A 23,551-nucleotide genomic window follows, 5' to 3' on the forward strand; every position below is an offset into this window, starting at 1 on the left:
CCTGTCAATATAAAATTTACAGCTCTTAAATTGTTTTCAAATGTTGGTAAAAACTCATTTAACATCGTCTTATTTTTAATTTATCGGATGATATTTAAAATTCTTAAACGTTACCTTACCTTCTCCCATAGCCGTAAGGCCAATTCTTAAACTTAAAAATCCGCTCAGCACATTATGATGCATACCGGAAACCTCCAGTGAATTCTCAATTTTATTCCATTTATCACCATCTGTGCTGTAATACATATCTACAGTATTGTTCACGTTTTTAAGTCTAAGAAATACATGTTTTTCGATAACATTTTTCTCTGTTTCAAATTGCCATCCATGTAAATTCGCCAGTATGTTCCCGTTATTGGCAAGGATACCCGAAAAAGTGCCGCTGTTGTAAAAAAGGACTAATCCTCCAGTTGCTTTTCCTTCTATTAATAACTCCACTTCGGCAGTATAGGAGTGGTCTAGCGGAATGCATAACAAAGGGGAAGAGCTGCCCACATAATCCCCTTTTCCATTAATGGAAAGACTATTATTACCTAATTCAAATCTATTACTGTCTGCTCCTCCAAAGAATTCCCATTGCGGTTTTAAACTTTTTCCTTCAAAACTATCGTTTAGCGTAAAGCTGCTTTTAGATGCTGGTAAGTTTGGTTTTTTGATGGGTTTGTCTTCCGTTATTCCGTCTGGTATTTTGTACCAGCCATCTTTTGTCCATTCCACAGGCAAAAGCAGGGTCTGGCGGCCTTTATTGTAAAAATCCTTTTCATAAGCATGGAATATCATCCACCAGTTTCCTTTACTATCCTCGAATAAAGTGCCATGGCCTTTCGATTTCCATCTTTCAGATTCTTTAGTGGTTCTGATAATCGGGTTATAAGGAGAATTTTCCCATGGCCCGAAAAGCGATTTTGAACGTGCGGAAATTACCATATGACCTGTTGCCGGACCTCCCGTTCCTCCTTCAGCAACGGTAAGATAGTAGTAGTCTCCCCTCTTTACCAATTTTGGCCCTTCCATACAAAAACACTCGATCGACCATTGGCGTGGTATTTTCCAGCCATCGTAGGTATGCTTGGATTCACCAGCCACAGAAAGTCCATCGTCTGCCAAAGGAATAAAACTCCCACTGCTAAAAAACAAATACCTTTTTCCGTTTTCGTCTGTAATGTGTCCAGGATCAATGCCTCCTGTTTTTAAGTCGATTGGCTCGCTCCATTTGCCGTCAATAGAATCGGCAGAGACCACATAATTGGTGCCATTTGCCGGAAAATAGATGTAAAACCTGTTTTTGTATTTCACCAGATCGGGAGCCCATACATTGCCTATGTTCTTGTGTAACGCATGGGTAACAGGTGTCCAGTTGATCAAATCTTTTGATTGCCAGATCAATAAGCCCGGATAATACTCGAAAGAAGAATGAACCATGTAATAATTATCGCCATCACGCAAAATGCTCGGATCGGCATAATCTCCCGCAAAAATGGGATTCATATAGTAGTCTTTTCCTTTTTCATTAGGTTTTGTCTGATATTGAGCATTTGCAAAAACGCTCACGTGGATAAGGAAAATTGTTATTATAATTTTATTCATATTGTTTGTGGTTACTTTTTATTTATGCTGTTTTTGTTGTTTTTTTATTTATTGTAAAGGCTGTACATTTATTCAATGAATGATCACGGGATGAAAAAGCAAATCTCCTTAAAACTACTTTTCGCTAGGGTACTCATTTGTATCAAAAAACTAATCTAATTGTCGCAATTATGCATTTTAACCGTTTGATATGCTTTTCTTCCTCAAAACCATTACTTGCTTTTTGTTCCCGATAAAGATGTATCCGTCTCAGATTTGCCACGAATTATAACTTGCATTTAAGGAGACTTAGGCGCTGAAAGCCTCAATATTCATAAAAGTGGCAAAAAATTTTCATCGCATTTCCGTGAAGAAGCTTTTATATTGAGGCTGAAAATAGGCGTATGACTTAAATAAATTTTATTTTGATTTATTTATTGTAGCTGATATTTGTTTCGTACAGTTCGGCTCAGCCAAATGGTGACCTTTAAAGACAACTGCCGAACATTTTACAAAATCTTGAAATAAATATTTGAGTTTTGACTCGATAACATTTTCTGAAAAATTTGAAAAATTAGTAGATTAATTAATCAATCCCCAACAGGACATCTAAACCAAATTTGCAAAACCAATAGAAGACAGCTCCTACACGTTGTAAGCCAATTCTTCAAATCATCCATAAAAAATGTTGAAATTTGACCTGTCGAGGTCACTAATAAAAAAAAGCTAAAACGAAAGTTTTAGCTTTTTTTTATTCTATAATTCCTCATTTGATAGATCTTCTTACAATGGCAAGAAATCATATTCTAAGATCTATCTTTTACGTGTGATTTCTCTACTATATTAATTTTTATATCATCTTCCTGCAGGGAATTTAAAAAATCGCTCGTTACAAATGCTTCTCCTAGTGTTTTTACACCTTTTGAAGCTGCATTTCCAGATAAAATTCTGTTCACGGCCTCTACAACTAATGGAGCAGTCACAGCATAAATGTCTTGGCCTTGAGCCGAAATTCTTCTTTCTTCATTATCTTTTAAGGCAACGACTTCAAGACTAAATTGTTGCGAAGATCTATTTTTTTCATCTGTCGGTTTTGGCTCTGGCGTATTGTTGTTTCTCAGATCGTCTAAAGAATTCTGACTCAAATATGTATTAACCGTATTCACGTTTAAATGGCTCGAAATCGTAATGATTTCTGAAAGAGGCAGACTTACCACTTCTTTGTTGCCTATTGGTTTTTTAAAATTCCATTCTTTGGGCGGCGTTGGCTCAAGTTCCTTTAAACGATTGTCTTTGAACGTTAATCTTTTGTAATGATTTCGATCTCCTGTCAATCTCGTCCCTTTTGTAGGATGCCAAGAATCCAGACCAATATATACATTGATTTCATCTGTATGCTCCCACTCTTTTGTTAATTCAGTCGCCAATAAATCAGCCAATCCACCATAAAAGGCTGCTGCGGGAATGATTAAGATTTCTTTATTTTTAGCTTCTTCTGAAAATTCTTCAATAATATCCAACACTGTTTTTTGTTCTGCCGATAAATCAATATAATGGCTGCCTGATCTTAAAGCTGATTTAATTATAGGCGTCGCAGTATCTAAATATGGACCAGCAGCATTTATAATAATTTTGGTGTCTTTAAAAGCTTCGTCTAATGACTTTGGATCATTGATGTCTGCCACTTTTATTTCTGAATCCGGAAAAAACGGAAGCAAAGCAGTCAATTTTTCTAAATCTCTTCCAGAGAGAAGCAAATTTCTATAACCTTGCCTGTAAAGTTCTGCTACAATAAACTTTCCTGTATGTCCGTATGCTCCATAAATTGCAATAGTATTTTCCATAAACTGTATTTTTTGGCATCATCCTATCGGATGATTATTAAATATTTGAAAGTTTGTTTATTGAATAAGCAATAAAGTATTTCGTGTCGTGATTAATTGCTGCATCGATTGCTTCAGTTGGTTGCTCATTTCATTAATCAATTTTTGTTTTAATTGATGCTCTTTTTCATTTTCAAAAGATGTAATGGAAACCAAAAGATTTTTGTCCTGAAAAGCTGGAAGTCTTGGAAAATCATTTTCCTGCATTTCACTGACCCAAAGTGTTGTATTTTTGATCTCTATACTTTCTAAAAACGGCACGTATTCAGTATTAAAAAGAGCAATTACTTTATCCAGCGTACTGTTGCAAGTATAAAAGTTCACTTCAACGATTTTATGGCTCGTGTCTAGGAAATTGGCAGAAATGCTTTCGAAAAGCGGACGCAACAAATAAACGTTGTCTGAATTGATCATCATCTCATTGGCTCCTTTTCCAAAGTCTTTCCAAGTTTTACTGTCAACATAAAAATCATTTAAAAATTTTACTCTTGTTTGCATATCCTTAAAACCTCTAAACCAGACAAATCTATCATTTGATCCATCACTTTTAAATTGTCCCAAAGTATAGCCGCCAAGATTATGCATTGGAGCAACAAAATGAGTATTGAAGTACTTTTTAAACTCTTCTGCTGTATCGGGTTTCAATAAATAATTGCGAAGTTCTAATACCGTAATTTCTTGATTATTTGATTCTTGAGCGTTTTTCATATTTTTTAATTCTTACAATGATTAAAAGTGGATCAAAAACAATCTATCACAAGTGAATATCAGAATCCGTTTAATAAAAATGCTAATAATTCCTCTAACAAAGAAAATAATATAATATCTTTACCACAAGTACGTACAAAAAAGTATCCTACATACCAAAACCATACTAATACTGAAAATCAGTATTTTAAAAATAAAAAAAATGGCAAAAAAAATAAATGTAAAAGCATATTGCCCAGTTGATTACGCTTTTCAGCGAATTGGAGGAAAATATAAAGGCCGAATTTTGTGGTCGCTAAAAGATGACATCTTGCGCTATGGGCAACTGAAAAAAACAATTGAAGGAATCACGCCAAAAATGCTTACCCAGACTTTAAAAGAATTAGAAGCTGACGGATTGATTTTTAGAAAAGTTTATCTCGAAGTACCGCCTCGAGTTGAATATTCTTTGTCTGAAACGGGTATTGAATTAATTCCTTTCATCAACCAAATGAGTGCTTGGGCTGAAAAACAAATGGCTTTGATATAAAATAGCATTGAGAAAGCTAATTTCTTCAAATCATTCATAAAATGATTTGTAAATTGTGCAGTAAGGATCAAAATTTAAATCCCATTTCTTACGAGATGGGATTTTTTTTGGTTTTTCATCTGTTAACCGTCAATAATGACTTTTCGGTGTTTTATTCCCCATTCTGCAAGATCGTTTATGATCGTTTTTAATGTCAATCCATACTCCGTCAGCTGATAATGAATTGTAACCGGCTGAGTATCTAGAACTGTGCGTTTAATCAATTTATTTATTTCTAAATCCCTCAATTCCTTGCTTAACATTTTATTAGAAATACCATTTACATCATTTAAAATATCGGTAAATCTTCTCTTATTATGATAACAGATCGATGAAATTATAGAAATTTTCCATTTTCCATTCAATATATCCATTGTATCATGGACAGCCATTATCTCTTTTTTGTGCTCAACCTGACATTCGTTACTCATAAGTTACTTTGTTTCTCAAACGTTACTGTTACTTTTGGTTACAAAGTAACAAAAATAAACTTAACTGAGTTAATTTTGTCCCTATAAATTTAAAAGCATAAGAAAATGAATTTCACGAACAAAAATGTTCTCATAACAGGAGGAACTACAGGAATTGGATTAGCTACAGCAAAAGAATTCATAAAATCAGGCGCTAACGTTTGGATCACAGGAAGAAACAGCGAAAATCTAAAAAAGGCAGCAGAGGAAATTAATAATCCCAATTTAAAAACTATTGTGGCTGATACTGCAAATCTATCTGATCTTTCGCTACTAGAAAAAGCTTTTGCAGAAAGTGGAAATAAATTGGATACTCTTTTTTTAAATGCAGGAATAGCAACATTTAGTTCTATAGAAGAGGTAACGGAGGCTGATTTTGATGCGCAGTTTGATACCAATGTCAAAGGTCATTTCTTCACACTTCAAAAATTACTTCCTTACCTAGCAGAAGGGTCATCGGTAATTTTTACTTCGTCGACCGTTGCAACAGCAGCAAACTTAGGAAGCAGTGTCTATTCGGCTACAAAAGGAGCATTAAATAAAATTGCTCAAATCGCTGCAAACGAATTAGCAGGAAGAAAAATTCGTGTCAATATTGTAAGTCCAGGCCCAGTTTCTACACCGGGACTTCATAAAGCTGTACCAGAAGACGCTAAAGAATTTCTGGCCAATGCTACTGCAATGCAAAGATTAGGCGACCCTACAGAGATCGCTAAAACCGTATTATTTCTTGCTTCAGATAATGCAAGTTTTATTACTGGAACGGAGTTGCTAGCAGATGGTGGCTATATAAATTATGCTCTAAAATAAATTTATTACAAGCTACTAAATCACCCGATCGCTCGGATTGAGGTCACTAAAAGAGACAACTAGCAAATAGTTGTCTCTTTTTTTCATATACAAATTTCAAAATAAAAATTGATGATGAACTATAATACATCATTGATCTGAATGTAAGCTTTTTAAAATAACCGACCGTAAACGCGCCTCATGCTCATCTCCCCAATTGCCTATCGCTGAAATTACCGGAATTAGTGTTTTTCCAAAATCTGTGAGACTGTATTCTACTTTGGGTGGCAAAACAGGATAAATAACCTTTGATACCAATTCATGTTCCTCTAATTCTTTGAGCTGAATATTTAAAACCCTACGTGAAGCATCAGGTATTTTACGCTGCAATTCGCTTGGTCTTTTATGCCCTTGATCGATAAACCAAAGCAAACGTATTTTCCATTTGCCATAAAGCACCTCGCCTATTAAATCAAGACCACAATTTAAGTTCGGGATTGTTTTTCTTTCATACATATAACAAAGGTAAACCTATGTTCCTATTTATACAATAGGGGAAAAATTTATCCCTATCTGAATCGTAATTCCGTACTTGTGAGGAAGTTGCATACTTCAGAAATTTGTACAAAGAAACTTAAAATACTATACGATGGATTATCAAAATGAATTATCAGGCAAAATTGCTCTAGTTACAGGAAGTACAAAAGGAGCTGGAAAGGCAATCGCAGAAAGGCTGTTACAAGCTGGCGCAACAGTTATTATTACCGCACGAAACGCACCAGAAAAGAAAAACAGCAATCTGCATTTTATTTCTTCGGATTTAAGCAAACCAGAAGAGGCACAAAAGGTAGTTAGCGAAGTCCTGTCGACTTACGGGAAACTGGATATTCTTGTGAACAACCTTGGTTCGTCCACAACGCCAGCCGGCGGCTTTAGCGCATTAACAGATGAAGACTGGGTATCAACCTTGCAGGCTAATCTACTTGCTCCTGTTCGACTGGATAGAGGATTTTTACCACAAATGATAGATCAAAAAAGTGGTGTTATTATTCACATAGCTTCAATCCAAGGCAGATTGCCTCTATATGATTCGACATTGCCTTATGCCGCTGCAAAAGCAGCATTGATCAATTACAGCAAAAGTTTATCAAATGAAGTGACGCCAAAAGGTGTTCGCGTGCTGACAGTTTCGCCTGGATGGATCAATACAACAGCATCGATAGCTTGGCTGGGTGAGATTGCAAGGAACGCAAATAGCACTGTAGAAGAAGCTCAACAAAGTGTTATGAATGCATTGGGCGGAATACCTTACGGCAGACCTGCCGAACCAGAAGAAGTAGCTGAATTAGTTGGTTTTCTTGTTTCGCCAAGAGCCAATTATTTAACAGGAACTGAATTTGTAATCGATGGCGGTACAGTACCGACAATTTAATAATCTTAAAAAGTAACAATATGAACTTACCGAAAGTAATAACAGACTTAATTAATGCACAAAACAACTTTGATAGCATTGCCTATGCCAATTGTTTTTCTGAAACCGCCGTGGTATTTGATGAAGGCAGAACGCATAACGGAAATCTTGATATTCAAAATTGGATTCAAGAATCAAACGAAAAATACAAATCAACAATGAAACCTCTTGACTATATCGAAAATAGCAACTCTAGTATCTTAACAGCTGAGTGTTCAGGCACATTTCCAGGAAGTCCTATTGCATTAAAATTTCATTTTGATATTACTGCTGGACAAATTCAGCAGTTGAAAGTAACAGGATAAAAAACATGATTCGCATTTTTATTGATTTTATGATTTTAACTTATATAAGTAAGCAATTTAGATGTATCGTTGAAGCGTAATAATCAAAACTTAGAAATAGATCGTAAAATTAAAAAGCATTAACTTTACAAAAATAGTATCGATTATTAATAGTTAAGATTTTTACTTCTTTTAATCCTAAAACATGAATTTAAACTTTACAAGCATTCCTATACTAACAACCGACAGATTACTTTTAAGAGCTTTAAAAGAAGAAGATTTCGAGGCTATTCATCAACTCCATTCTGATCCTATAGTAAATGCGTTTGTAGGAAGAGCCAATGTTTCAACTTTGGAAAACGCAAAGGCTTATATCCTAAAGATGGATAATTTGATAAATAAAAAAGAATGCTTGTACTGGGCAATAACATCAAAAAAGGATCAAAAGTTTCTTGGTTCAGTTTGTCTTTGGAATTTTGATACTGAAAACGAAATTGTAGAGATAGGTTATGAACTTCTTTCTGAATTTCAATCTAAAGGTTATATGTCTGAAGCATTAAAAGCAGTTATAGAGTTTACTTTTAATACAATGAAAGCTGACTTGATAACGGCTTTTCCGTCAGAAGACAATATTGGTTCTGTGTCTATATTAAAAAAGTTAGGCTTTATTTTCGATGAAAAGCCATACAACAATAAACACGAAAACGTAAAAAACATAACTACTTATATTTTAAAGTCCAGTTAGTTTTTTATTATACGTTTTTAATCTCTGAGAATCTCTATCACCAGATTTGCAAACAAATCATCTACAAAATGGTTTTTAAATTATTATTACAAATTGTCCTCAATTGGCGTTTTCTTTTTAGATTGAATTTTCTAAAACCTATAAAATAAAAAGCAAAGCCACTAAAGTATAGTGGCTTTGCTTTTTTCTTAATTTAAGTATAAAAAATTTTCTTCCCTAGAAATCCTATTTTATTTAAAAATATTCAGCTGTTCATCATAAACAGGGCTTCCAATATTTAAAAAATTTAAAACACTATGGAAAACATGGTTTTGCGATACTGTTTTAGCCGTCTTGAGTTGTTTTGAATTTTCAGAAACCCAAACTATAAAAGGAATTTCGTATTGTTCCTTAGGTGCAAAACTTATTGGAACTCCATGCATGTATAGATTTTTTTCTCCTAAAGATTCTCCATGATCTGAAACAAAAATCATTGCACTTTTATACTCTTTTAATTCTTTTAGATCATCAATTACCTTCGACAGGATATAATCGGTGTAGACAATAGTATTATCATAGGCATTCAAAAGTTCTTCTCTAGAACATTTCCCCAATTCAACACTATTGCAAACTGGTTTAAAAGTTTCGAACGCGGGTGGATATTTCTTGCTATAGGTTGGCCCATGGCTTGTACTGGTATGCAGCACAATCAAAACTTTATTTTTTTTGCTCGACAAAATCTGTTCTTTTAATCCTCTTAGAAGTACTTCGTCATAATTGCATTCCTCACCTTTACAATCTTTCTTTAAAACGTCCCTATTTTGATACTTCTCAATGTGTACAGGAGGTTCTCCCCAATTTGATGTTCTCCAGACAACTTCAACATTATTTCTGTAAAGGTAATTAGGCAGAGTTTCATATAGTTCATCTGAACTGGTGTGTTCCAGAATACATTTTACACCGGCAGTCGTATAGGTGGCGCAAGAATTGGCATTAAAATGATATAAATTCTTTACTTGGGAGAGCAATGGATTCGTGTTTTTCTTATAGCCATAAAGAGAGAAATTCTCACTTCTGGCAGATTCTCCAATCACCAATACTACAACCGATTTCTGATTGTCTTTTATTGTTGCATTTGGAAGTAAAATTTCTTTTTCATTCTTTTTGTATTTATGAATATAAAAAAGTGAAGTGTTTACTGTATAAGACCATGGCATCGCAAGTCCACCCAATTGTTTTGAATTTTTATCAATCCACAACCAATTGCTTGCATTAGCAAATACTAATACAACAATAAACAATAAAGTTAGAGAAGAAAGGGTTAAGAACTTCTTTAAGGTAACCTTTATTACATTGGCTTTAATGATATAAATACTCGGAATTATACCAAGAACAACCAAATAGATGATTAATTTAATGGAGAAAAAACTGCTAGACTCTTCATAATTCGTGTTTAGCACGTTACCAATCATGCTTTCATCTATTATAACACTATACGTATTAACAAAATAGACTGCAACTGAGTTGATTATAAAAAACAGCACCAACAAAAATTTTCCCACATAACGGGAAAGCGAAAACATCAGGTAAAAAACAAATGCATTTAAAACCAACATTAGAATTACCAGACTTACAATCAAAATAATGCCACTAAAGCTCTTATAATCGATATTATTAAAAACGTAGCTATAAAAAGGCAAATGAAAAAATACAAAATTCAAAAAACTCATTAATAAAACGAAATGAGTTATTTTTAAGTTACTTTTTGGCATAAATGGCGCTAAATTCATATAACGAAACGGTAGTAATTTTATAAATTGAAATGGCTAAACTAATAATTGCTACATAAAATATAATTAAATCTTCTTTAATTATTTTTTTGACCAAGCAAATACTGCTAACAAGAAACAAGATAACGAATATTGGATAGAATTTTTTATTGTTAAACCAAGCAAAGATTCTATATTTTCGGCTTATAAAAATACCCAGCAATCCAGAGATATACCCCATAATTGCTCCTATAACAACATCAAGAGGATAATGTGCTCCCACACCCACTCTAGTAAAGGCAAGAATCAACCCTACAATTACAATAGCAAAAGACCAAACCATTTTCATTTTGAAATTTGAAGGCATAAAAGCAAAAAGTAAAACGGTAAGTACCGTAAAAATTACAATAGAATGTCCTGATGGCAAACTATTGTGCCCAGACAATGTTTTGCCAACGATAAAAAAAGTATCGTTATTAAACGAAGCCGCAGGCCTTGGCACTAAAAAGATTTTTTTTAGCGGACAAGAAATCAAAAGAGAAATTAGCAAGCCAGAAATTAATGCCTCCCATAATTTAGGAGCATAAACAACAAAAACACTCAAAAACGATAAAAAAACAAGAGCATCTCCTAATTGGGTCAGATTATATTCAAAACTTGGATAATGTCCCAAATGATAATTTATAACATAAAAAGCATTCTCTTGAATTTGCACATACTGATCTGCAGTTAATGCATTTTGATTGTATAAAAACAGAACAATTCCCGCTAGAAAAAACATAGGAAGGAAAAATAGAAAAGGTTTCAGTCTTGCATAATTACTGATAATAAGTGCATTCATTAGGTTTTCATTTATGTTTAGTATTATTTTGCTTTTGGAATAGGTAAAGAAATTGGTCAATTTTGAAGAAATTTAGAATTTCTATTCATTTTGAATATTTTCTCAAGCAAGTTTCTTATTCTTATAAAAATTTAAACCTCCAATAATACTAGGCTAACATATACTTAACATAAATCTCTTTGACTAATTAGGATTAATCTCTTGTAAATCTAATTATGCAACTTTAAATCATTACTTTAGATTTTACTAAAATGTATAGATTCAAGATTCAACTTTTCTTCAAAATTTATATATAAACTTGCAATATGAAAATTTTAATTATAGAAGATGAGCTAGCAATTGCTCAAAGTATCAAAAATTATTTTAGAACAAATGGAATTCAATGCGAAATGGCTTATAACTTTGATTCGGCATTGACTAAAATTGATTCTTATGATTATGATTGCATACTGCTGGACTTGATGCTACCTGATGGCAATGGGTTTGATATATTAAAAGAACTTAAAAGAAAAAATAAAACGGATGGCGTTATTGTGATTTCTGCCAATGAAACTCTTGAAACGCGCCTAGAAGGATTCAATCTTGGTGCCGATGATTATCTTACTAAGCCTTTTCATTTATCAGAACTTCTGGTTCGAATGCAGGCTCTTATTAGACGAAAGAATTTCAAAGGAAGCAATAGCATTACTTTTAATGAAATTGTAATTGATATATTCTCTAAATCAGCATCGGTTAACAACACCAAATTGGATCTCACCAAAAAAGAACTGGATCTGCTTCTTTTCTTAATAGGAAATGAAAACAAAGTATTGTCCAAGGCAGCTATTGCCGAACACTTATCTGGCGATATGGCCGATATGCTCGATAATCATGATTTTATATATGCCCATATCAAAAATCTAAAAAAGAAACTGCATCAGGCAGGCAGCGGAGATTACATAAAAACGGCGTATGGACTTGGATATAAATGGGAAAATGAATAAACTGCTTAACAAAACCACAAACAGCTTTCTTGCTTATGCTATCATTATTTTATTGATAACAGCACCTTTATTTTATTTCATAAGCCAGCAACTTTATATTTATGAAACAGATGAAGTGCTGCATTTTCACAAAGGTGCCTTTATGAATGAAAGCCATAAAGGTTTTACGCAAAAAGATATCGACTTATGGAATAAATACAATCATGAAGTAATGATTGTTCAAGATATGGGGGTTAAGGGCGACTCTATTGTTGGCAAAATGCTGTATGATTCGATCGCAATGGAAAAAGAACCTTTCCGAATACTTTATGCTCCTGTAACCATAAATGGAAAGAAATACACCTACACCGAGAAAATAAATCTAGTAGAAATGGAAGGAATGGTCTTTAGCATTGCTGCCATGTTTCTGTTTATAATTGTGGTACTTTTGATTGGAATTATTTGGATCTCAAAAAAAACTGCCACAAAAATATGGAGTCCATTTTATAACACGTTGAACCAAATTGAGGATTTTGAAATCGATAAAAATAGACCGCCGCATTTTATTCCGACCGATATAGATGAATTTGATCGTCTTAATAAAAGCTTGGAAAGGCTTATTGAAAAAAATACTGCCATTTACAAAAGCCAAAGAGAGTTTGTTGAAAATGCTGCCCACGAGCTTCAAACACCACTTGCATTATTCCAGACTAAATTAGATACGTTGACGCAGCTGAACCTTAACGAAGAACAATCCTGTGTGGTTGCCTCTTTAAATGGAGATGTATCAAGATTCAACAGACTTAATAAAAACCTGCTGCTGCTCTCTAAAATTGACAACGAATGTTTTCTTGAAAAAAGTAACATTGTTCTAGATGATTATATCATTAAACATTTGGACTTTTTTACCGAACAGGCTAGTGCCAAAAAGCTGACCATCATTACGGAATTTAGTGCAACCTTAAGTATTATAGGAAATCCAGCTCTTACTGAGGTTTTAATCAATAATTTATTTTTAAATGCAATTCGGCACAATGAAAAAAACGGCAAAATTATTATTACAACTCTTGAGAACGAATTGATATTTTCGAATACAGGTCAAAACACACCTTTACAAAGAGAGAAACTCTTTAATCGATTTTCTAAAACCAATCCTTCTTCACAGGGAAATGGGCTTGGTTTAGCCATTATTAAAAAAATAGCACAACTTAACCACTGGGATATAGAATATAGTTTTTATAATAATTTGCATCGTTTCAGCGTCAAATTTTAAAAAATTCAAACTTCCTACAAGTTCGTATTGAATCTTTGTACTACGTTTTTTAATCCATTAAAAAAAATAGTACTTATGAAAAATTCAATCTTAACCTGCTTGGTACTGCTTTTTTCTTCCTTTGCCATAGCGCAGCACGTAAGTGAAAAAGACATTCCTAATGTAGTAAAATTAACCTTTTTAAAGTCCTATCCCAATCAAACTAATGTGAAATGGGAAAAGGAGAAAGGAAATTATGAAGCCAATTTTGTAGTTGGCAAAACCCAACATGCTATGCTTTTAGATTCCAATGGCAACATCCTGGAAACAGAAGAAGAAATTAGCGTGAAGAAACTTCCTGCCAATGCTTTGGCTTACATTCAAAAGACATACAAAAATAAAAAAATAAAAGAGGCTGCAATAATAACCGATGCCCATGGTACGGTTACTTTTGAAGCTCAGGTAACTTCTATTGACCTAATTTTTGACAAACAAGGAACTTATATTAAAAGCATAGCAGACTAAATCCATATCATGAAATTAAAATTAATGCTCATACTGCCGTTGCTTGTAATGAAAATTTACAACGCAACGGCTCAAAACACCAAAGCAACAATCTCAGGTTTAATTAAAGATAAAACCTCAAAAACCACACTCCCTTATATTAATGTAATTTTAAAAACGGCAAATGATCAAAAAATTCTTGCTGGTACGGTAACCAATGAAGAAGGCCGTTTTAATATTCCTTCAGTTCCATCTGGAAATTATATTCTTGAGGTCACTTCTATGGGGTATAAAACTAAATCCCAAAAAGTTTTCGTTGGCACGCTGTCCGATTTTCTTGATCTAAATACTATCGATATTGAGGAAGACATCAATACTTTATCTGAAGTAGTCGTAACTTCTAAAACCTCAGAAGTAAGCACCAAAATGGATAAAAAAGTATTTTCTGTATCGGATAATATCACACAAAGCGGCGGTTCTGTACTTCAATCTCTGCAAAGTCTTTCTGGTATAACACTTCATGATGGCAAAGTGCAACTTCGCGGAAACGATAAAGTAATGGTGCTTATTGACGGGAAACAAACTGCTCTTACCGGTTTTGGAAACCAGTCTGGTCTTGACAATATCCCAGCATCAGCCATTGAAAAAATTGAAATTATAAACAATCCTTCCGCTAAATTTGATGCCAACGGAAATGCAGGTATCATTAATATCATTTACAAAAAAAACAAGCAAGAAGGATTCAACGGCAAATTCGGAATCAGTTCAGGCTATGGAGCACTTTGGGAACGAAAAGCTAATTTGCCAACCATTCGTCCGCAGTACCAGATGACACCTAAAATGAATCCGTCACTTTCGTTAAATTATCGAAAAGAAAAAATAAACGCTTACGTTCAGGCAGATTATTTATATACTGAAACACTTAATAAAAATGAATTTGCAACACGAACTTACGACGATGGTACAGTTATCAACCAGCAAACAGTTAGAAATCGCAATACTCATTTTACAACTCTTAAATCAGGAATCGACTGGAATTATGATGACCAAAACAGTTTCTCTTTTTCGGGGCTTTTTGGAAGTGAAAAAATCATAGACAACGGAGACGAACCTTTCTTTAATCAGGATTATTCACAGCGATTGCGTCTTTGGTCTTTTTTGGAAGACGAGCTTAAAACTACGGTAATGGCAAGTGCATCTTATGAGCATAAATTTAAACAGCCAGGGCATAAATTAAACGCAGGAATAAACTACACTTATCATCGCGAAGATGAAAAGTACTTTTTTACCAATACACTGCCCAATTCTGTTGGACAAGATTCTTTCAAACTCTTATCTGATGAAAAGGTAATTGATATTAATTTTGATTATATCAAACCATTAAAATACGGACGATTTGAAACAGGTTTTAAATTCAGAAACAGAGAAATTCCAACCAATATGCAATTCTTTCCAGGAGAGAACTCTCCTATTGATGCCAATGCTGGTGGGTGGGCAAATTATAAGGAAATAATTCCTGCTCTATACTCTAATTATATTTTTGAAACTAATAAGGTTGAAGCAGAACTCGGGATTCGACTGGAATATGTAAAACTTCAGTACGATGTAAATCCGGATCATCCAACCTATAAAAGCGACGGTTATAACTATACGGAACCTTTTCCGAATGTGCGTTTTGGGTATAAGATAAATGATAAGAACAAAATCACCGCTTTTTATAACCGCAGAGTCGACAGACCCGCTGAAGTTGATATTCGTATTTTTCCAAAATATGATGATGCTGAAATAATAAAAGTCGGAAACCCTGCTCTTCGCCCACAGTTTACCAATGCTTTTGAAGTTGGATATAAAAAAACAATGTCCAAAGGATATTTTACTTCCTCACTATATTATAGAATCATAAACGGAACCATTGCACGAATTGCAACAACAGTTCCCGGAAGCACACTAATTTATAATGTATTTCAGAATGCTGGCAAAAGCAGTTCTATTGGAGCTGAAGCTATTTATTCTCAAGAAGTAAACTCATGGTACTCTTTTAACATTAATGGAAATCTATATCAAAATACAATAGATGCCTTTTCTGTAACCAATTTATATCCTATACCAAGCATTTATAACGGCGAACGTCAGCAAATGATTTCAGGAAATTTAAAATGGAATAATACGCTGCAGTTTGACAAAACATTAAAAGGTCAAGTTTCATTAATTTATCTGGCGCCTGATATAATTCCACAAGGAAAAATCGACTCAAGATTTTCTGTAGATTTAGGAATAAAAAAAATAGTACAGAAAGGAAAAGGGGAAATATTTTTGAATGCTACCGATATATTCAACACATTGGTCATACAAAAAGAAATAAAAGGAGAAGGTTTTAACTATACAAGCAAAGATTATTACGAAACACAAGTAATACGATTTGGATATAGTTATAAGTTTTAGATTTTTTCAATTGACTGTTAAAAATTCAGCATTAATTTTTACTTGTATTTTAATATGCAATCTTACTAAAACATATTCAGGTTCAATATTTTAAATTTATCTCAGAGTAAAAGTCCCAAAAAGGCCATACTCTGAGATTTTTTATTTTTAATCTATCCTTGCAGAATACGGTCTATCTCCAAAATATAGCAGTTTTTGTTTACATTGGCATTCGTGTCTATACCCATGCTACGCTCTCCGTATGGTTCATACTTTTTCAATTTAGAAATCGAAAAAAGCCCAATAACCGGAATATGGACTGCACTTGCCAGATGCATTATTCCGCTGTCTGCTCCAATAAAAATGGCTGTATTTGCTATTACAGCTCCTATTTCACGTATGTCTTTGCTATAGAAACTAGTAGCTTTAAAACCAATCTTAGATACATTTTCGATCGGAAGAATTTCTAGAATGTTAAAATCTCTTTCGTATTTAGATTTCAAAAGCTCATAAAAATCAATCCACCACGACTCTGAATAGCATTTTTCTCCTGTCGCATACGTAAATAATGCGATTGTCTTTTTGTTATTTTCAAACTTGCCTCGCAAAATTTTACTTCCTTTTTCAATTTCAGTGCTGTTTAGTTTTAAATCGATTGGCATTATTGCTTCAGTGCTTACTTTTACACCAGCGCTTTTTAAAAATTCTCTAAAATTATAAACTGGATATTTGGCAATATGTTCATAATCGTCTGGTTTAGATTCATCCTCATTACCAGCATCTCCATAGAATTTAAACTCAGCATGAGAATGATCAACCGCCAATCTGCCCGACGATGATTCATTGTCCACATTTATCACCATGTCGTACTTTTTATGCTTAATCGTAAACCATACTTTAATATAAGCATAAAGATTTTTAAAAGGTTTTTTAGGAAGTATGATAATCTGCCCTATTTTAGGGTAATTTTCTAAAATGACATTCATTAATCCACCTTTTACAAACAGATCGATTTCAGCATTTGGAAAATATTTGCCGACTTCTTTTATCAATGGGGTTACCAAAAGTAAGTTTCCTAATCTGGCATTTGGCCTGCAGATTAATACTTTTTTTATTTCTGTTGGATCAACAATTACATTTTGAGATGTGTTTTTAGAAATACCGATATTTTTGGTAAAAAAACGCATTATAATTTTGCGGTAAGCATTTATTTTTTTGGAAATTTTCATTTTCTATTTTAAGATATTAAAGCTAAAACAATAGCAATGTGGTATTTAATATTGGCAAATAAATTAAGGCAAACAACAAGATTTAGAACTGCATTACCATAGCTCCTCCAAACTGATTTCCGTTGTAAAAAGGCATTATCATAGAGGTCATCTTTTTTTCTTTTGAATGGAATATATTTTTGGTGTAAGGAAAAAGCCAATAAGCAGCTTTAGTACTCAAAATTCCAATTCCAGCTCCTGCTGCCACATCAGTAAGCCAATGTCTGTTATTGTACATCCTGAAAAGTCCTGTTCCAGTGGCTACTATATATCCGCTTATTCCGTACCAGATCGATTTGTCTTTATACTCCTGATATAAAAATTCTGCTCCAGCAAAAGCATTAGCGGTATGTCCTGAAGGAAATGAATTATAAGACGTTCCATCTGGCCTTTGAACATGAGTAATGTCTTTCAAAGCAAAAACCGTTACACTCATCATCAAATAGGAAGTAGCCAAAATAATCGATCTATCCTTAAGATTGTTTTTTCCTTTTATACCCATTGCATTAAGCGCATAAACAGAAGCAGCAGGTGCAAATTGTGAGAAATCATCAATAGTGACTTTATTGTCGATATCTTCTGTGACTTCTTCCCTAATATCATTATTGAATCCCTTTAGCCAATCGCTTTCCAATCCTATAAAACCGTAACCAATAAGGACTCCGGGAATAATTAACTGTTTGTAATTAAACTTTAAATTCTGGACCGTATCTTTTACAACAATACTATCTGACACTTTATCTTGTGCCTGAGCAATAGAAATTCCTAAAAGAAATAATAGAAAGACTTTTGGCATCTTAAAAATAGTAGCAATTGATGTGACCATGTGAATTAACTTTGAATTGTTTCTTCTCATTTTAAATAAGTATGATGATTTGAATTTTTATAAACAATTGCCAAAAGGCTTGGAAGCACAATTAACAATAAAGGCATAGCCACAATAAATCCTCCTATTACAGCTATAGCCAGAGGCTGATGCAACTCAGAGCCTGTTCCAATGCCAATGGCCAAGGGCATTAATGCAATTATAGCTCCGATTGCGGTCATTAATTTCGGTCTTAATCGTGTTGAAATCGAATAAATTAAAGACTGATTGATCTCTGATGTAATCTTGAAAGTTTCACGAAATTGCAGGAAAGTAAAAATGGCATTTTCGCTAATGATCCCTACAATCATAATGATTCCTGTATAACTCCCCACATTCAAAGGAACGTTGGTTAAAAAAAGCAATAAATAACTACCTGAAATCCCTAATACAGAAATAAAAAGAATAACCAAAGCGGCTCTAAAATCTCTGTATAGAAAAAGTATAACACCAAAAACCAGAAGCGAAGAAGCGATCAAAATCAGTAATAATTCTTTAAAAGCCTGTTGCTGCTCTTTATAAGCTCCGCCGTATTCAATATAATAACCTTGTGGCAATTTTATATTTTGATCTATTTTTTGCTGAATTTCATTCATTACACTTCCCAAACCACTATTATCCAGTCGTGCCGTCACCACGCTCATCATTTGCAAATTCTCTCTTTGCACTTCAGCGCTTCCTATTTCTGGCGTAATCGTAACCAAATTTGAAAGCAGAATTGATTGTCCTCCAGGAAGAAATACCTGCAATTGTTTGATTTCATCCAAAGTTCTTTTTTCGGAGTTTTTATAAATTAAACGAATCGCTGTGGTTTGCTCCTGCTCTAATAAAGTACCAATAACATTTCCTTCAAGCTGTGTTTGCATCTGAAACTGCAAATCAGCTGGAGTAATGCCATATTGAGCAAGCAAAGTATAATTCGGTTCAATATGAACACTTGGTCCAGCCAGAACAATACCATCAAAAACATCAGCAGTTCCTTTGGTTTTTTCGACTAATGCACTTATGCTTTTTGCCAGGTTATTGAGTTTCTGTTGGTCATTCCCATAAATTTTGACTTCGATAGGAGAAACAGAACTCATCAAATCGCCAAGCATATCGCCTATTACCTGTCCGAAATCAATACGCAAGGCAGGCTGGCTGTTTTCTATTTTTGCTCTAATATCATCAATCACATCATTTGTGGTTACAGATCTGTCCTTTTTTAATTGAATAAGATAATCCCCTGTATTGGGTTCGGTAATAAAAAATCCCATTTGAGTTCCAGTTCTTCGGCTGTAGGCTTCTACATTAGGGTTTTTAATGATTATTTTTTCAACTTCACGCAGCATTCTGTCTGTTTCTTCGAGAGAAGTCCCTGGTGGTGATTGATAATCCAAGACAATACTTCCTTCATCCATTTCTGGTAAAAAACCAGTTTCGAGATTTGGAAGAATTATAAAAATAGATAGTGTCAATAACAAGCAAAAACCAATACTCAATACTGGCCTTTCAATGAAAAAAGAAACCCATTTTTGTTCTTTTACTTCATGAGTTTGGTATTGTTTTTTGACAGCAATTTTTTCTTTTTTAAAAAGCATCAGATAAATAACCGGAAGCAATAACCATGTCACCAGAAAAGAACAGATAAGAGTGATAATCATAGTATCTGTTAGGACTTTAAAATACGAACCTGCAACTCCGCTCATGAGCACAAATGGAATAAAAATTACAATGGTGCTAATTGACGAACCCAGCATCGCGGGAAATAAATAATCGATGGCTTTTTGCAATAAAGTTGTTACCGGTTCATCAGGATGTTCTTCGTGCGTGCGATGAATTTGTTCTACAACTACAATTGCGTCGTCTATAATCAACCCTAAAGCTGCCGCAATCGCACCAAGAGTCATAATATTAAAAGTCTGTCCTGAAAAATACAATACAATAAGCGTCAAGCCTAAAGTGACAGGAATAGTGATTAGAATAGTTGCACTTGCTTTTACCGATTTTAAAAAAAGAACCGCAATAATAATTGCCAAAAACAATCCGATAAGAAGACTATCTGTAACGCTTTTTACTGCGTCATTTACAAAGTTTGCTTGTTCATAAAATGGTTTTATAGTAATATCTTTAGGCAATATCTTCTTAAGTTCCTGCATCTTTAGATTCATCGCATCAGACATTTCAATTAAATTGGCGTCGGGCTGTTTCATCACCGCAATCAGAATACTTTCTTTTCCGTTTGCATTGACCTTTATGTACTCTTTCGCCTCTCTAATTTCAACTTGGCAAATGTCGCTCAGCCTAACAATGCCTTTACTGTTATTACGAACAACCAGATTTTCAAGTTCGTCTTTCTTGTCTAATTGCGCATCTGTAACCGTGAGATACAAATGATGATAATCTGCCAGATAACCATTTGATTTAATAAAATTAGTTTCGCCCATTACCTGCGTTACCATTGCTGGAGTAATGCCATAAGCGCTCATTTTATGATAATCTAATGAAAGCCAATATTCCTTCTCCTTTCCCCCTACAATTCTAATTTCGCTCGTTCCTTGAATTTGCGATAAAAATGGTTTTATGGTATAAGTAGCAATCTTTTTTAAATCTATAGCAGATCGGTCTTTGCTTTCAATAGCATAACCAATAACTGGAAGTATCGACGGATTCATCTTTTCGACCGTAACCTGCAAGTCTGGCGGAAGATCATTTTTAATTTGATTGATCTGCGCTTCTATTCGGGTTTTACTCAAATCGATATCAGATTGCCAGTCCATAAATGCCGAAATCTCACAACTTCCCCTGCTTGTTGTACTTCTAACGGTTTCTAATCCCTGTACTTTTTTAATGGCACTTTCCAGAGGTTTAGTAACCGTAATCATCATTTTATATACGGGCTGCTGACCAGCATCGGCAATAATTTTTATTTTAGGAAATGTGATTTCAGGAAATAATCCGGTTTGCATTTTGGAGTACGAAAAAATCCCTCCCAAAATAATTAGGAAGATAATTGTACTTAATCCGTTTTTATGTCGTGCAAAAAAAGGCAGCATACTAGCTTATTTATTTGTGATTTTTATTTTGATGGTATCTCCAACACCATAATTCCCTGTAAGTAAAATTTGATCTGATGGCTTTAATTTTGGAGACAAAATCTCTATTTTTTTCAAAGATTCAATTCCTTTCTTGATCGGAACTTTCACTGCATGATCTTTCCCTATAACTTTCATAATCCAGAAGTCTGTTTGCGTTTCATCACTCAAAACGGCTTCTTTAGGCAGGCTGATTGTTTTATTTAAAGTTGTTTTATCAATTCTGACTTTCACAATTAAATTCTCAGGAATGTTTGAGTTTTGAAGTGTTTTCAAAATAACATTCTGTGTCTGGGATGCCGGATCAACAGTTGGCATGTATTTTTGAACTTTTGTTTTAATAATTGTTCCATCAGGTAAATACACATTTAATAATTCGTTGACTTTTACATATCTTTTCAATTCGTATGGAAGACTAAGCACAATCGAAAAACTCTCTGCATCATTTATAATTGCCAATGCATCGCCTTCCTGAACATAATCGCCTTTTTGAACATTGACCGCCGTTATATACCCATCACAAGTTGCTCTTAAGTTTATGGCACCGCCAAAATTGAGGCTGCGATCCAGTTTATTAATCGTATTTCCAAGTACTTTTGCTTCACGGGTTTTAAGGGAAAAAAGCAACTGATTCTTTTGTACAAAATCATTAGATACCGCTTTCACAACTTCCAAATAACCTGTTGTATTCGCTTTTATAGTATTTTTAATCAAATAGGTTGTGGTTGCATTCAAGTCAACAAAACTTTCTATTGCTGTAGTATCAATATGCGTTACAGTTACGGGCACACTTACCTCGATAGGAGTTTCCGGCACAGATTTTTTATTGCACGAACCCAAAATAACAATCAGTGTCAATAAGGGCATTACGATTGTATATCTCTTTTTATTCATTTGATTTCCAGTAATTAATTTCATTAATAATCTGTAGCTTATTAACGGTATTTTGCGCCATTGCGTCCTGAATCGAAATAATGTTGCTAAGCGCAATAATATATTCTGTGATTTGCGCGTCTCCAGTAAGCAAGAGTTTTTTGTTTGCCTCTATAAGAGTTTCGGCAACAGAAAGCTGTGATTGCAGCATTTTGCTGGTTTCTGCGCTTTGATTAAATTTCTGATCGAGCAATAAAAGCTGTTGGTCGTATTGCCTTTTAAAATTCTTATTATAGCTGTCAATGGTAGCTAGCGCCATACTGTTTTTTTGGTGTTGAAGGCTTCTCTGATTTCCGTCATAAATTGGAATACTCAAACCTAAACCCACACTAAAACCAAAATTTTTATATCCCTGATAAACAAAACTCGAATTATATCCAGCATCTCCTAAAAGAGATAAAGCCGGTTTGTAGGTATTGTCGATAAGCTTGTCTGAATTTTTTATTTTTAAGCTGTCAACTTCAAACTGTTTAAAGAAAATACTGCCTTGTTCTTTATCTATTTTTATCGTTAAATCGGGGTTTTTTAGTTTTACAAAAGCAGTGTCTTTTTCTCCAGTAAGATAATTGAGCAAAGCCAAATCGTTCTGATATTGCTGTCTAAGTTGCAAAGCTGCCAATTCTTGTTGTTTGACTGTTGCATTAAAAATTAGATAATCTGTTTGTTTGTAAATAGAACTTCTGGCAAGTTTTTTCAGAATCACATCTTCCTCTTTCAAAAGAGAGATGATTTTGTTGTTGTATTCCATTTGTGTTTCGGTACCAAAAGCGGCAATATATTGGGCTATTATGCTTTTGTCCAAATCCTTAACCGCTATTTTTTTATTGATGATCAGCGCATCTTTAATTAATTTAAAAGAATCTGCTTGAGAGTTGAGCTGGTTTTTGCTCATTATCCTTTTATTAACTCCAACTAGTGCCGAAACCATTTGTCCGTTACTCAAAGCGGTATCATATCCATAACCGTTAATTACAGGCGCATAATTTGCATTTAAATTTCCTGCAACCTGAGTTTTATAAGCTGCTCGATTAATTAGACTGTCAAGAGTAGAAATCTTAATCTGATTTTGATAATCAGCCAATAAAGGAGAATTTGTTCTGGCTTTTTGTATAAAATAGCTCAAATCTTTCTCTTGAGAAAAAGATCTGGCACCAACCCAAACAAGTATGAAAAAAAAACACCATTTCATGTCTATAGAC

The 23,551-nt window shown here is 33.9% G+C and carries 21 protein-coding genes; 9 read left to right on the forward strand and 12 right to left on the reverse strand.

What is annotated here, in order from left to right; genetic code table 11:
- Positions 1 to 75: 75 nt before the first annotated feature.
- The 3 genes from J7574_RS11510 to J7574_RS11520 all read right to left on the reverse strand — a co-directional run bounded on the left by J7574_RS11510 (position 76) and on the right by J7574_RS11520 (position 4,157).
- A complete protein-coding gene (locus tag J7574_RS11510) occupies positions 76 to 1,587 on the reverse strand; it encodes a family 43 glycosylhydrolase (RefSeq protein WP_290968245.1) in 1,512 nt (503 codons plus the stop codon).
- A gap of 785 nt (positions 1,588 to 2,372) precedes the next feature.
- Positions 2,373 to 3,410: a saccharopine dehydrogenase NADP-binding domain-containing protein gene (locus J7574_RS11515; protein WP_290968246.1), complete on the reverse strand. Its 1,038-nt coding sequence runs from the start codon at positions 3,408 to 3,410 to the stop codon at positions 2,373 to 2,375.
- Between the two features lie 57 nt (positions 3,411 to 3,467).
- Positions 3,468 to 4,157: an NIPSNAP family protein gene (locus J7574_RS11520; RefSeq protein ID WP_290968248.1), complete on the reverse strand. Its 690-nt coding sequence runs from the start codon at positions 4,155 to 4,157 to the stop codon at positions 3,468 to 3,470.
- A 202-nt stretch (positions 4,158 to 4,359) separates the two neighbouring features.
- On the opposite strand from J7574_RS11520, the gene J7574_RS11525 reads away from it, so the two are divergent.
- Complete coding sequence (locus J7574_RS11525) at positions 4,360 to 4,686, forward strand: helix-turn-helix domain-containing protein (protein ID WP_290968250.1); 327 nt, start codon at positions 4,360 to 4,362, stop codon at positions 4,684 to 4,686.
- A gap of 122 nt (positions 4,687 to 4,808) precedes the next feature.
- On the opposite strand, the gene J7574_RS11530 is transcribed toward J7574_RS11525, so the two are convergent.
- Positions 4,809 to 5,156 carry a helix-turn-helix domain-containing protein gene (locus J7574_RS11530; RefSeq protein WP_066034743.1) on the reverse strand — a complete coding sequence of 116 codons (348 nt, stop codon included), beginning with the start codon at positions 5,154 to 5,156 and terminating at the stop codon, positions 4,809 to 4,811.
- A 105-nt stretch (positions 5,157 to 5,261) separates the two neighbouring features.
- Between J7574_RS11530 and J7574_RS11535 the strand changes: the two genes are divergently transcribed.
- Positions 5,262 to 6,005 carry an SDR family oxidoreductase gene (locus tag J7574_RS11535; RefSeq protein ID WP_290968252.1) on the forward strand — a complete coding sequence of 248 codons (744 nt, stop codon included), beginning with the start codon at positions 5,262 to 5,264 and terminating at the stop codon, positions 6,003 to 6,005.
- Between the two features lie 129 nt (positions 6,006 to 6,134).
- Here J7574_RS11535 and J7574_RS11540 read toward each other — a convergent pair whose 3' ends face one another.
- Entirely contained in the window at positions 6,135 to 6,500 is a 366-nt protein-coding gene (locus tag J7574_RS11540; RefSeq protein WP_290968254.1) for a helix-turn-helix domain-containing protein, read from the reverse strand.
- 133 nt (positions 6,501 to 6,633) lie between these two features.
- Here J7574_RS11540 and J7574_RS11545 point away from each other — a divergent pair, with 133 nt between their 5' ends.
- The 3 genes from J7574_RS11545 (at position 6,634) to J7574_RS11555 (ending at position 8,484) form a co-directional block, all read left to right on the forward strand.
- The gene (locus J7574_RS11545) at positions 6,634 to 7,416 is read left to right on the forward strand and encodes an SDR family oxidoreductase (RefSeq protein ID WP_290968256.1); all 783 of its coding nucleotides are present in this window, start codon (positions 6,634 to 6,636) and stop codon (positions 7,414 to 7,416) included.
- Positions 7,417 to 7,436: 20 nt separating this feature from the next.
- The gene (locus J7574_RS11550; protein WP_290968258.1) at positions 7,437 to 7,760 is read left to right on the forward strand and encodes a nuclear transport factor 2 family protein; all 324 of its coding nucleotides are present in this window, start codon (positions 7,437 to 7,439) and stop codon (positions 7,758 to 7,760) included.
- A 184-nt stretch (positions 7,761 to 7,944) separates the two neighbouring features.
- Positions 7,945 to 8,484 (forward strand): GNAT family N-acetyltransferase, encoded by a 540-nt coding sequence (locus J7574_RS11555; RefSeq protein ID WP_290968260.1) that lies wholly within the window; start codon positions 7,945 to 7,947, stop codon positions 8,482 to 8,484.
- Between the two features lie 230 nt (positions 8,485 to 8,714).
- On the opposite strand, the gene eptA is transcribed toward J7574_RS11555, so the two are convergent.
- Both eptA and J7574_RS11565 read right to left on the reverse strand, forming a co-directional pair.
- The gene (eptA, locus tag J7574_RS11560) at positions 8,715 to 10,235 is read right to left on the reverse strand and encodes a phosphoethanolamine--lipid A transferase EptA (protein WP_290968262.1); all 1,521 of its coding nucleotides are present in this window, start codon (positions 10,233 to 10,235) and stop codon (positions 8,715 to 8,717) included.
- Positions 10,222 to 11,073, reverse strand: coding sequence for a phosphatase PAP2 family protein (locus J7574_RS11565; protein WP_290968263.1), 852 nt, complete (start codon positions 11,071 to 11,073; stop codon positions 10,222 to 10,224). The genes eptA and J7574_RS11565 overlap by 14 nt, the downstream gene beginning before the upstream one ends.
- Positions 11,074 to 11,378: 305 nt before the next feature.
- On the opposite strand from J7574_RS11565, the gene J7574_RS11570 reads away from it, so the two are divergent.
- From J7574_RS11570 to J7574_RS11585, 4 genes are all read left to right on the forward strand, one after another.
- Positions 11,379 to 12,056, forward strand: a complete 678-nt coding sequence (locus J7574_RS11570) for a response regulator transcription factor (RefSeq protein ID WP_290968265.1) — start codon at positions 11,379 to 11,381, stop codon at positions 12,054 to 12,056.
- Positions 12,025 to 13,308 (forward strand): HAMP domain-containing sensor histidine kinase, encoded by a 1,284-nt coding sequence (locus tag J7574_RS11575; RefSeq protein ID WP_290968266.1) that lies wholly within the window; start codon positions 12,025 to 12,027, stop codon positions 13,306 to 13,308. Before J7574_RS11570 ends, J7574_RS11575 begins: the two co-directional genes overlap by 32 nt.
- 75 nt (positions 13,309 to 13,383) lie before the next feature.
- A complete protein-coding gene (locus tag J7574_RS11580; protein WP_290968268.1) occupies positions 13,384 to 13,812 on the forward strand; it encodes a PepSY-like domain-containing protein in 429 nt (142 codons plus the stop codon).
- A gap of 9 nt (positions 13,813 to 13,821) precedes the next feature.
- A complete protein-coding gene (locus tag J7574_RS11585) occupies positions 13,822 to 16,233 on the forward strand; it encodes a TonB-dependent receptor (RefSeq protein ID WP_290968270.1) in 2,412 nt (803 codons plus the stop codon).
- 152 nt (positions 16,234 to 16,385) lie between these two features.
- Here the strand turns inward: J7574_RS11585 and J7574_RS11590 are convergent, their stop codons facing one another.
- From J7574_RS11590 to J7574_RS11610, 5 genes are all read right to left on the reverse strand, one after another.
- Positions 16,386 to 17,441 carry a glycosyltransferase family 9 protein gene (locus J7574_RS11590; protein ID WP_290968271.1) on the reverse strand — a complete coding sequence of 352 codons (1,056 nt, stop codon included), beginning with the start codon at positions 17,439 to 17,441 and terminating at the stop codon, positions 16,386 to 16,388.
- Positions 17,442 to 17,523: 82 nt separating this feature from the next.
- Positions 17,524 to 18,306: a phosphatase PAP2 family protein gene (locus J7574_RS11595; protein WP_290968273.1), complete on the reverse strand. Its 783-nt coding sequence runs from the start codon at positions 18,304 to 18,306 to the stop codon at positions 17,524 to 17,526.
- A gap of 26 nt (positions 18,307 to 18,332) precedes the next feature.
- A complete protein-coding gene (locus J7574_RS11600) occupies positions 18,333 to 21,380 on the reverse strand; it encodes an efflux RND transporter permease subunit (RefSeq protein ID WP_290968275.1) in 3,048 nt (1,015 codons plus the stop codon).
- Between the two features lie 6 nt (positions 21,381 to 21,386).
- Complete coding sequence (locus J7574_RS11605; RefSeq protein ID WP_290968277.1) at positions 21,387 to 22,337, reverse strand: efflux RND transporter periplasmic adaptor subunit; 951 nt, start codon at positions 22,335 to 22,337, stop codon at positions 21,387 to 21,389.
- Positions 22,306 to 23,541 (reverse strand): TolC family protein, encoded by a 1,236-nt coding sequence (locus J7574_RS11610; RefSeq protein ID WP_290968279.1) that lies wholly within the window; start codon positions 23,539 to 23,541, stop codon positions 22,306 to 22,308. Before J7574_RS11610 ends, J7574_RS11605 begins: the two co-directional genes overlap by 32 nt.
- Between the last annotated feature and the right edge of the window lie 10 nt (positions 23,542 to 23,551).

It is taken from the genome of Flavobacterium sp. (assembly GCF_017744675.1).
Lineage (GTDB): Bacteria > Bacteroidota > Bacteroidia > Flavobacteriales > Flavobacteriaceae > Flavobacterium.

Bases quoted from the DNA above. Each gene is read 5' to 3' on its own strand.
- J7574_RS11545 (WP_290968256.1), top strand. From the start codon at position 6,634: ATGGATTATCAAAATGAATTATCAGGCAAAATTGCTCTAGTTACAGGA.
- J7574_RS11515 (WP_290968246.1), bottom strand. From the start codon at position 3,410: ATGGAAAATACTATTGCAATTTATGGAGCATACGGACATACAGGAAAG.
- J7574_RS11570 (WP_290968265.1), top strand. From the start codon at position 11,379: ATGAAAATTTTAATTATAGAAGATGAGCTAGCAATTGCTCAAAGTATC.
- J7574_RS11595 (WP_290968273.1), bottom strand. From the start codon at position 18,306: ATGGTCACATCAATTGCTACTATTTTTAAGATGCCAAAAGTCTTTCTA.
- J7574_RS11555 (WP_290968260.1), top strand. From the start codon at position 7,945: ATGAATTTAAACTTTACAAGCATTCCTATACTAACAACCGACAGATTA.
- J7574_RS11575 (WP_290968266.1), top strand. From the start codon at position 12,025: ATGGACTTGGATATAAATGGGAAAATGAATAAACTGCTTAACAAAACC.
- J7574_RS11530 (WP_066034743.1), bottom strand. From the start codon at position 5,156: ATGAGTAACGAATGTCAGGTTGAGCACAAAAAAGAGATAATGGCTGTC.
- J7574_RS11580 (WP_290968268.1), top strand. From the start codon at position 13,384: ATGAAAAATTCAATCTTAACCTGCTTGGTACTGCTTTTTTCTTCCTTT.
- eptA (WP_290968262.1), bottom strand. From the start codon at position 10,235: ATGCCAAAAAGTAACTTAAAAATAACTCATTTCGTTTTATTAATGAGT.
- J7574_RS11510 (WP_290968245.1), bottom strand. From the start codon at position 1,587: ATGAATAAAATTATAATAACAATTTTCCTTATCCACGTGAGCGTTTTT.
- J7574_RS11585 (WP_290968270.1), top strand. From the start codon at position 13,822: ATGAAATTAAAATTAATGCTCATACTGCCGTTGCTTGTAATGAAAATT.
- J7574_RS11605 (WP_290968277.1), bottom strand. From the start codon at position 22,337: ATGAAATTAATTACTGGAAATCAAATGAATAAAAAGAGATATACAATC.
- J7574_RS11525 (WP_290968250.1), top strand. From the start codon at position 4,360: ATGGCAAAAAAAATAAATGTAAAAGCATATTGCCCAGTTGATTACGCT.
- J7574_RS11550 (WP_290968258.1), top strand. From the start codon at position 7,437: ATGAACTTACCGAAAGTAATAACAGACTTAATTAATGCACAAAACAAC.
- J7574_RS11600 (WP_290968275.1), bottom strand. From the start codon at position 21,380: ATGCTGCCTTTTTTTGCACGACATAAAAACGGATTAAGTACAATTATC.
- J7574_RS11540 (WP_290968254.1), bottom strand. From the start codon at position 6,500: ATGTATGAAAGAAAAACAATCCCGAACTTAAATTGTGGTCTTGATTTA.
- J7574_RS11535 (WP_290968252.1), top strand. From the start codon at position 5,262: ATGAATTTCACGAACAAAAATGTTCTCATAACAGGAGGAACTACAGGA.
- J7574_RS11520 (WP_290968248.1), bottom strand. From the start codon at position 4,157: ATGAAAAACGCTCAAGAATCAAATAATCAAGAAATTACGGTATTAGAA.
- J7574_RS11590 (WP_290968271.1), bottom strand. From the start codon at position 17,441: ATGAAAATTTCCAAAAAAATAAATGCTTACCGCAAAATTATAATGCGT.
- J7574_RS11565 (WP_290968263.1), bottom strand. From the start codon at position 11,073: ATGAATGCACTTATTATCAGTAATTATGCAAGACTGAAACCTTTTCTA.
- J7574_RS11610 (WP_290968279.1), bottom strand. From the start codon at position 23,541: ATGAAATGGTGTTTTTTTTTCATACTTGTTTGGGTTGGTGCCAGATCT.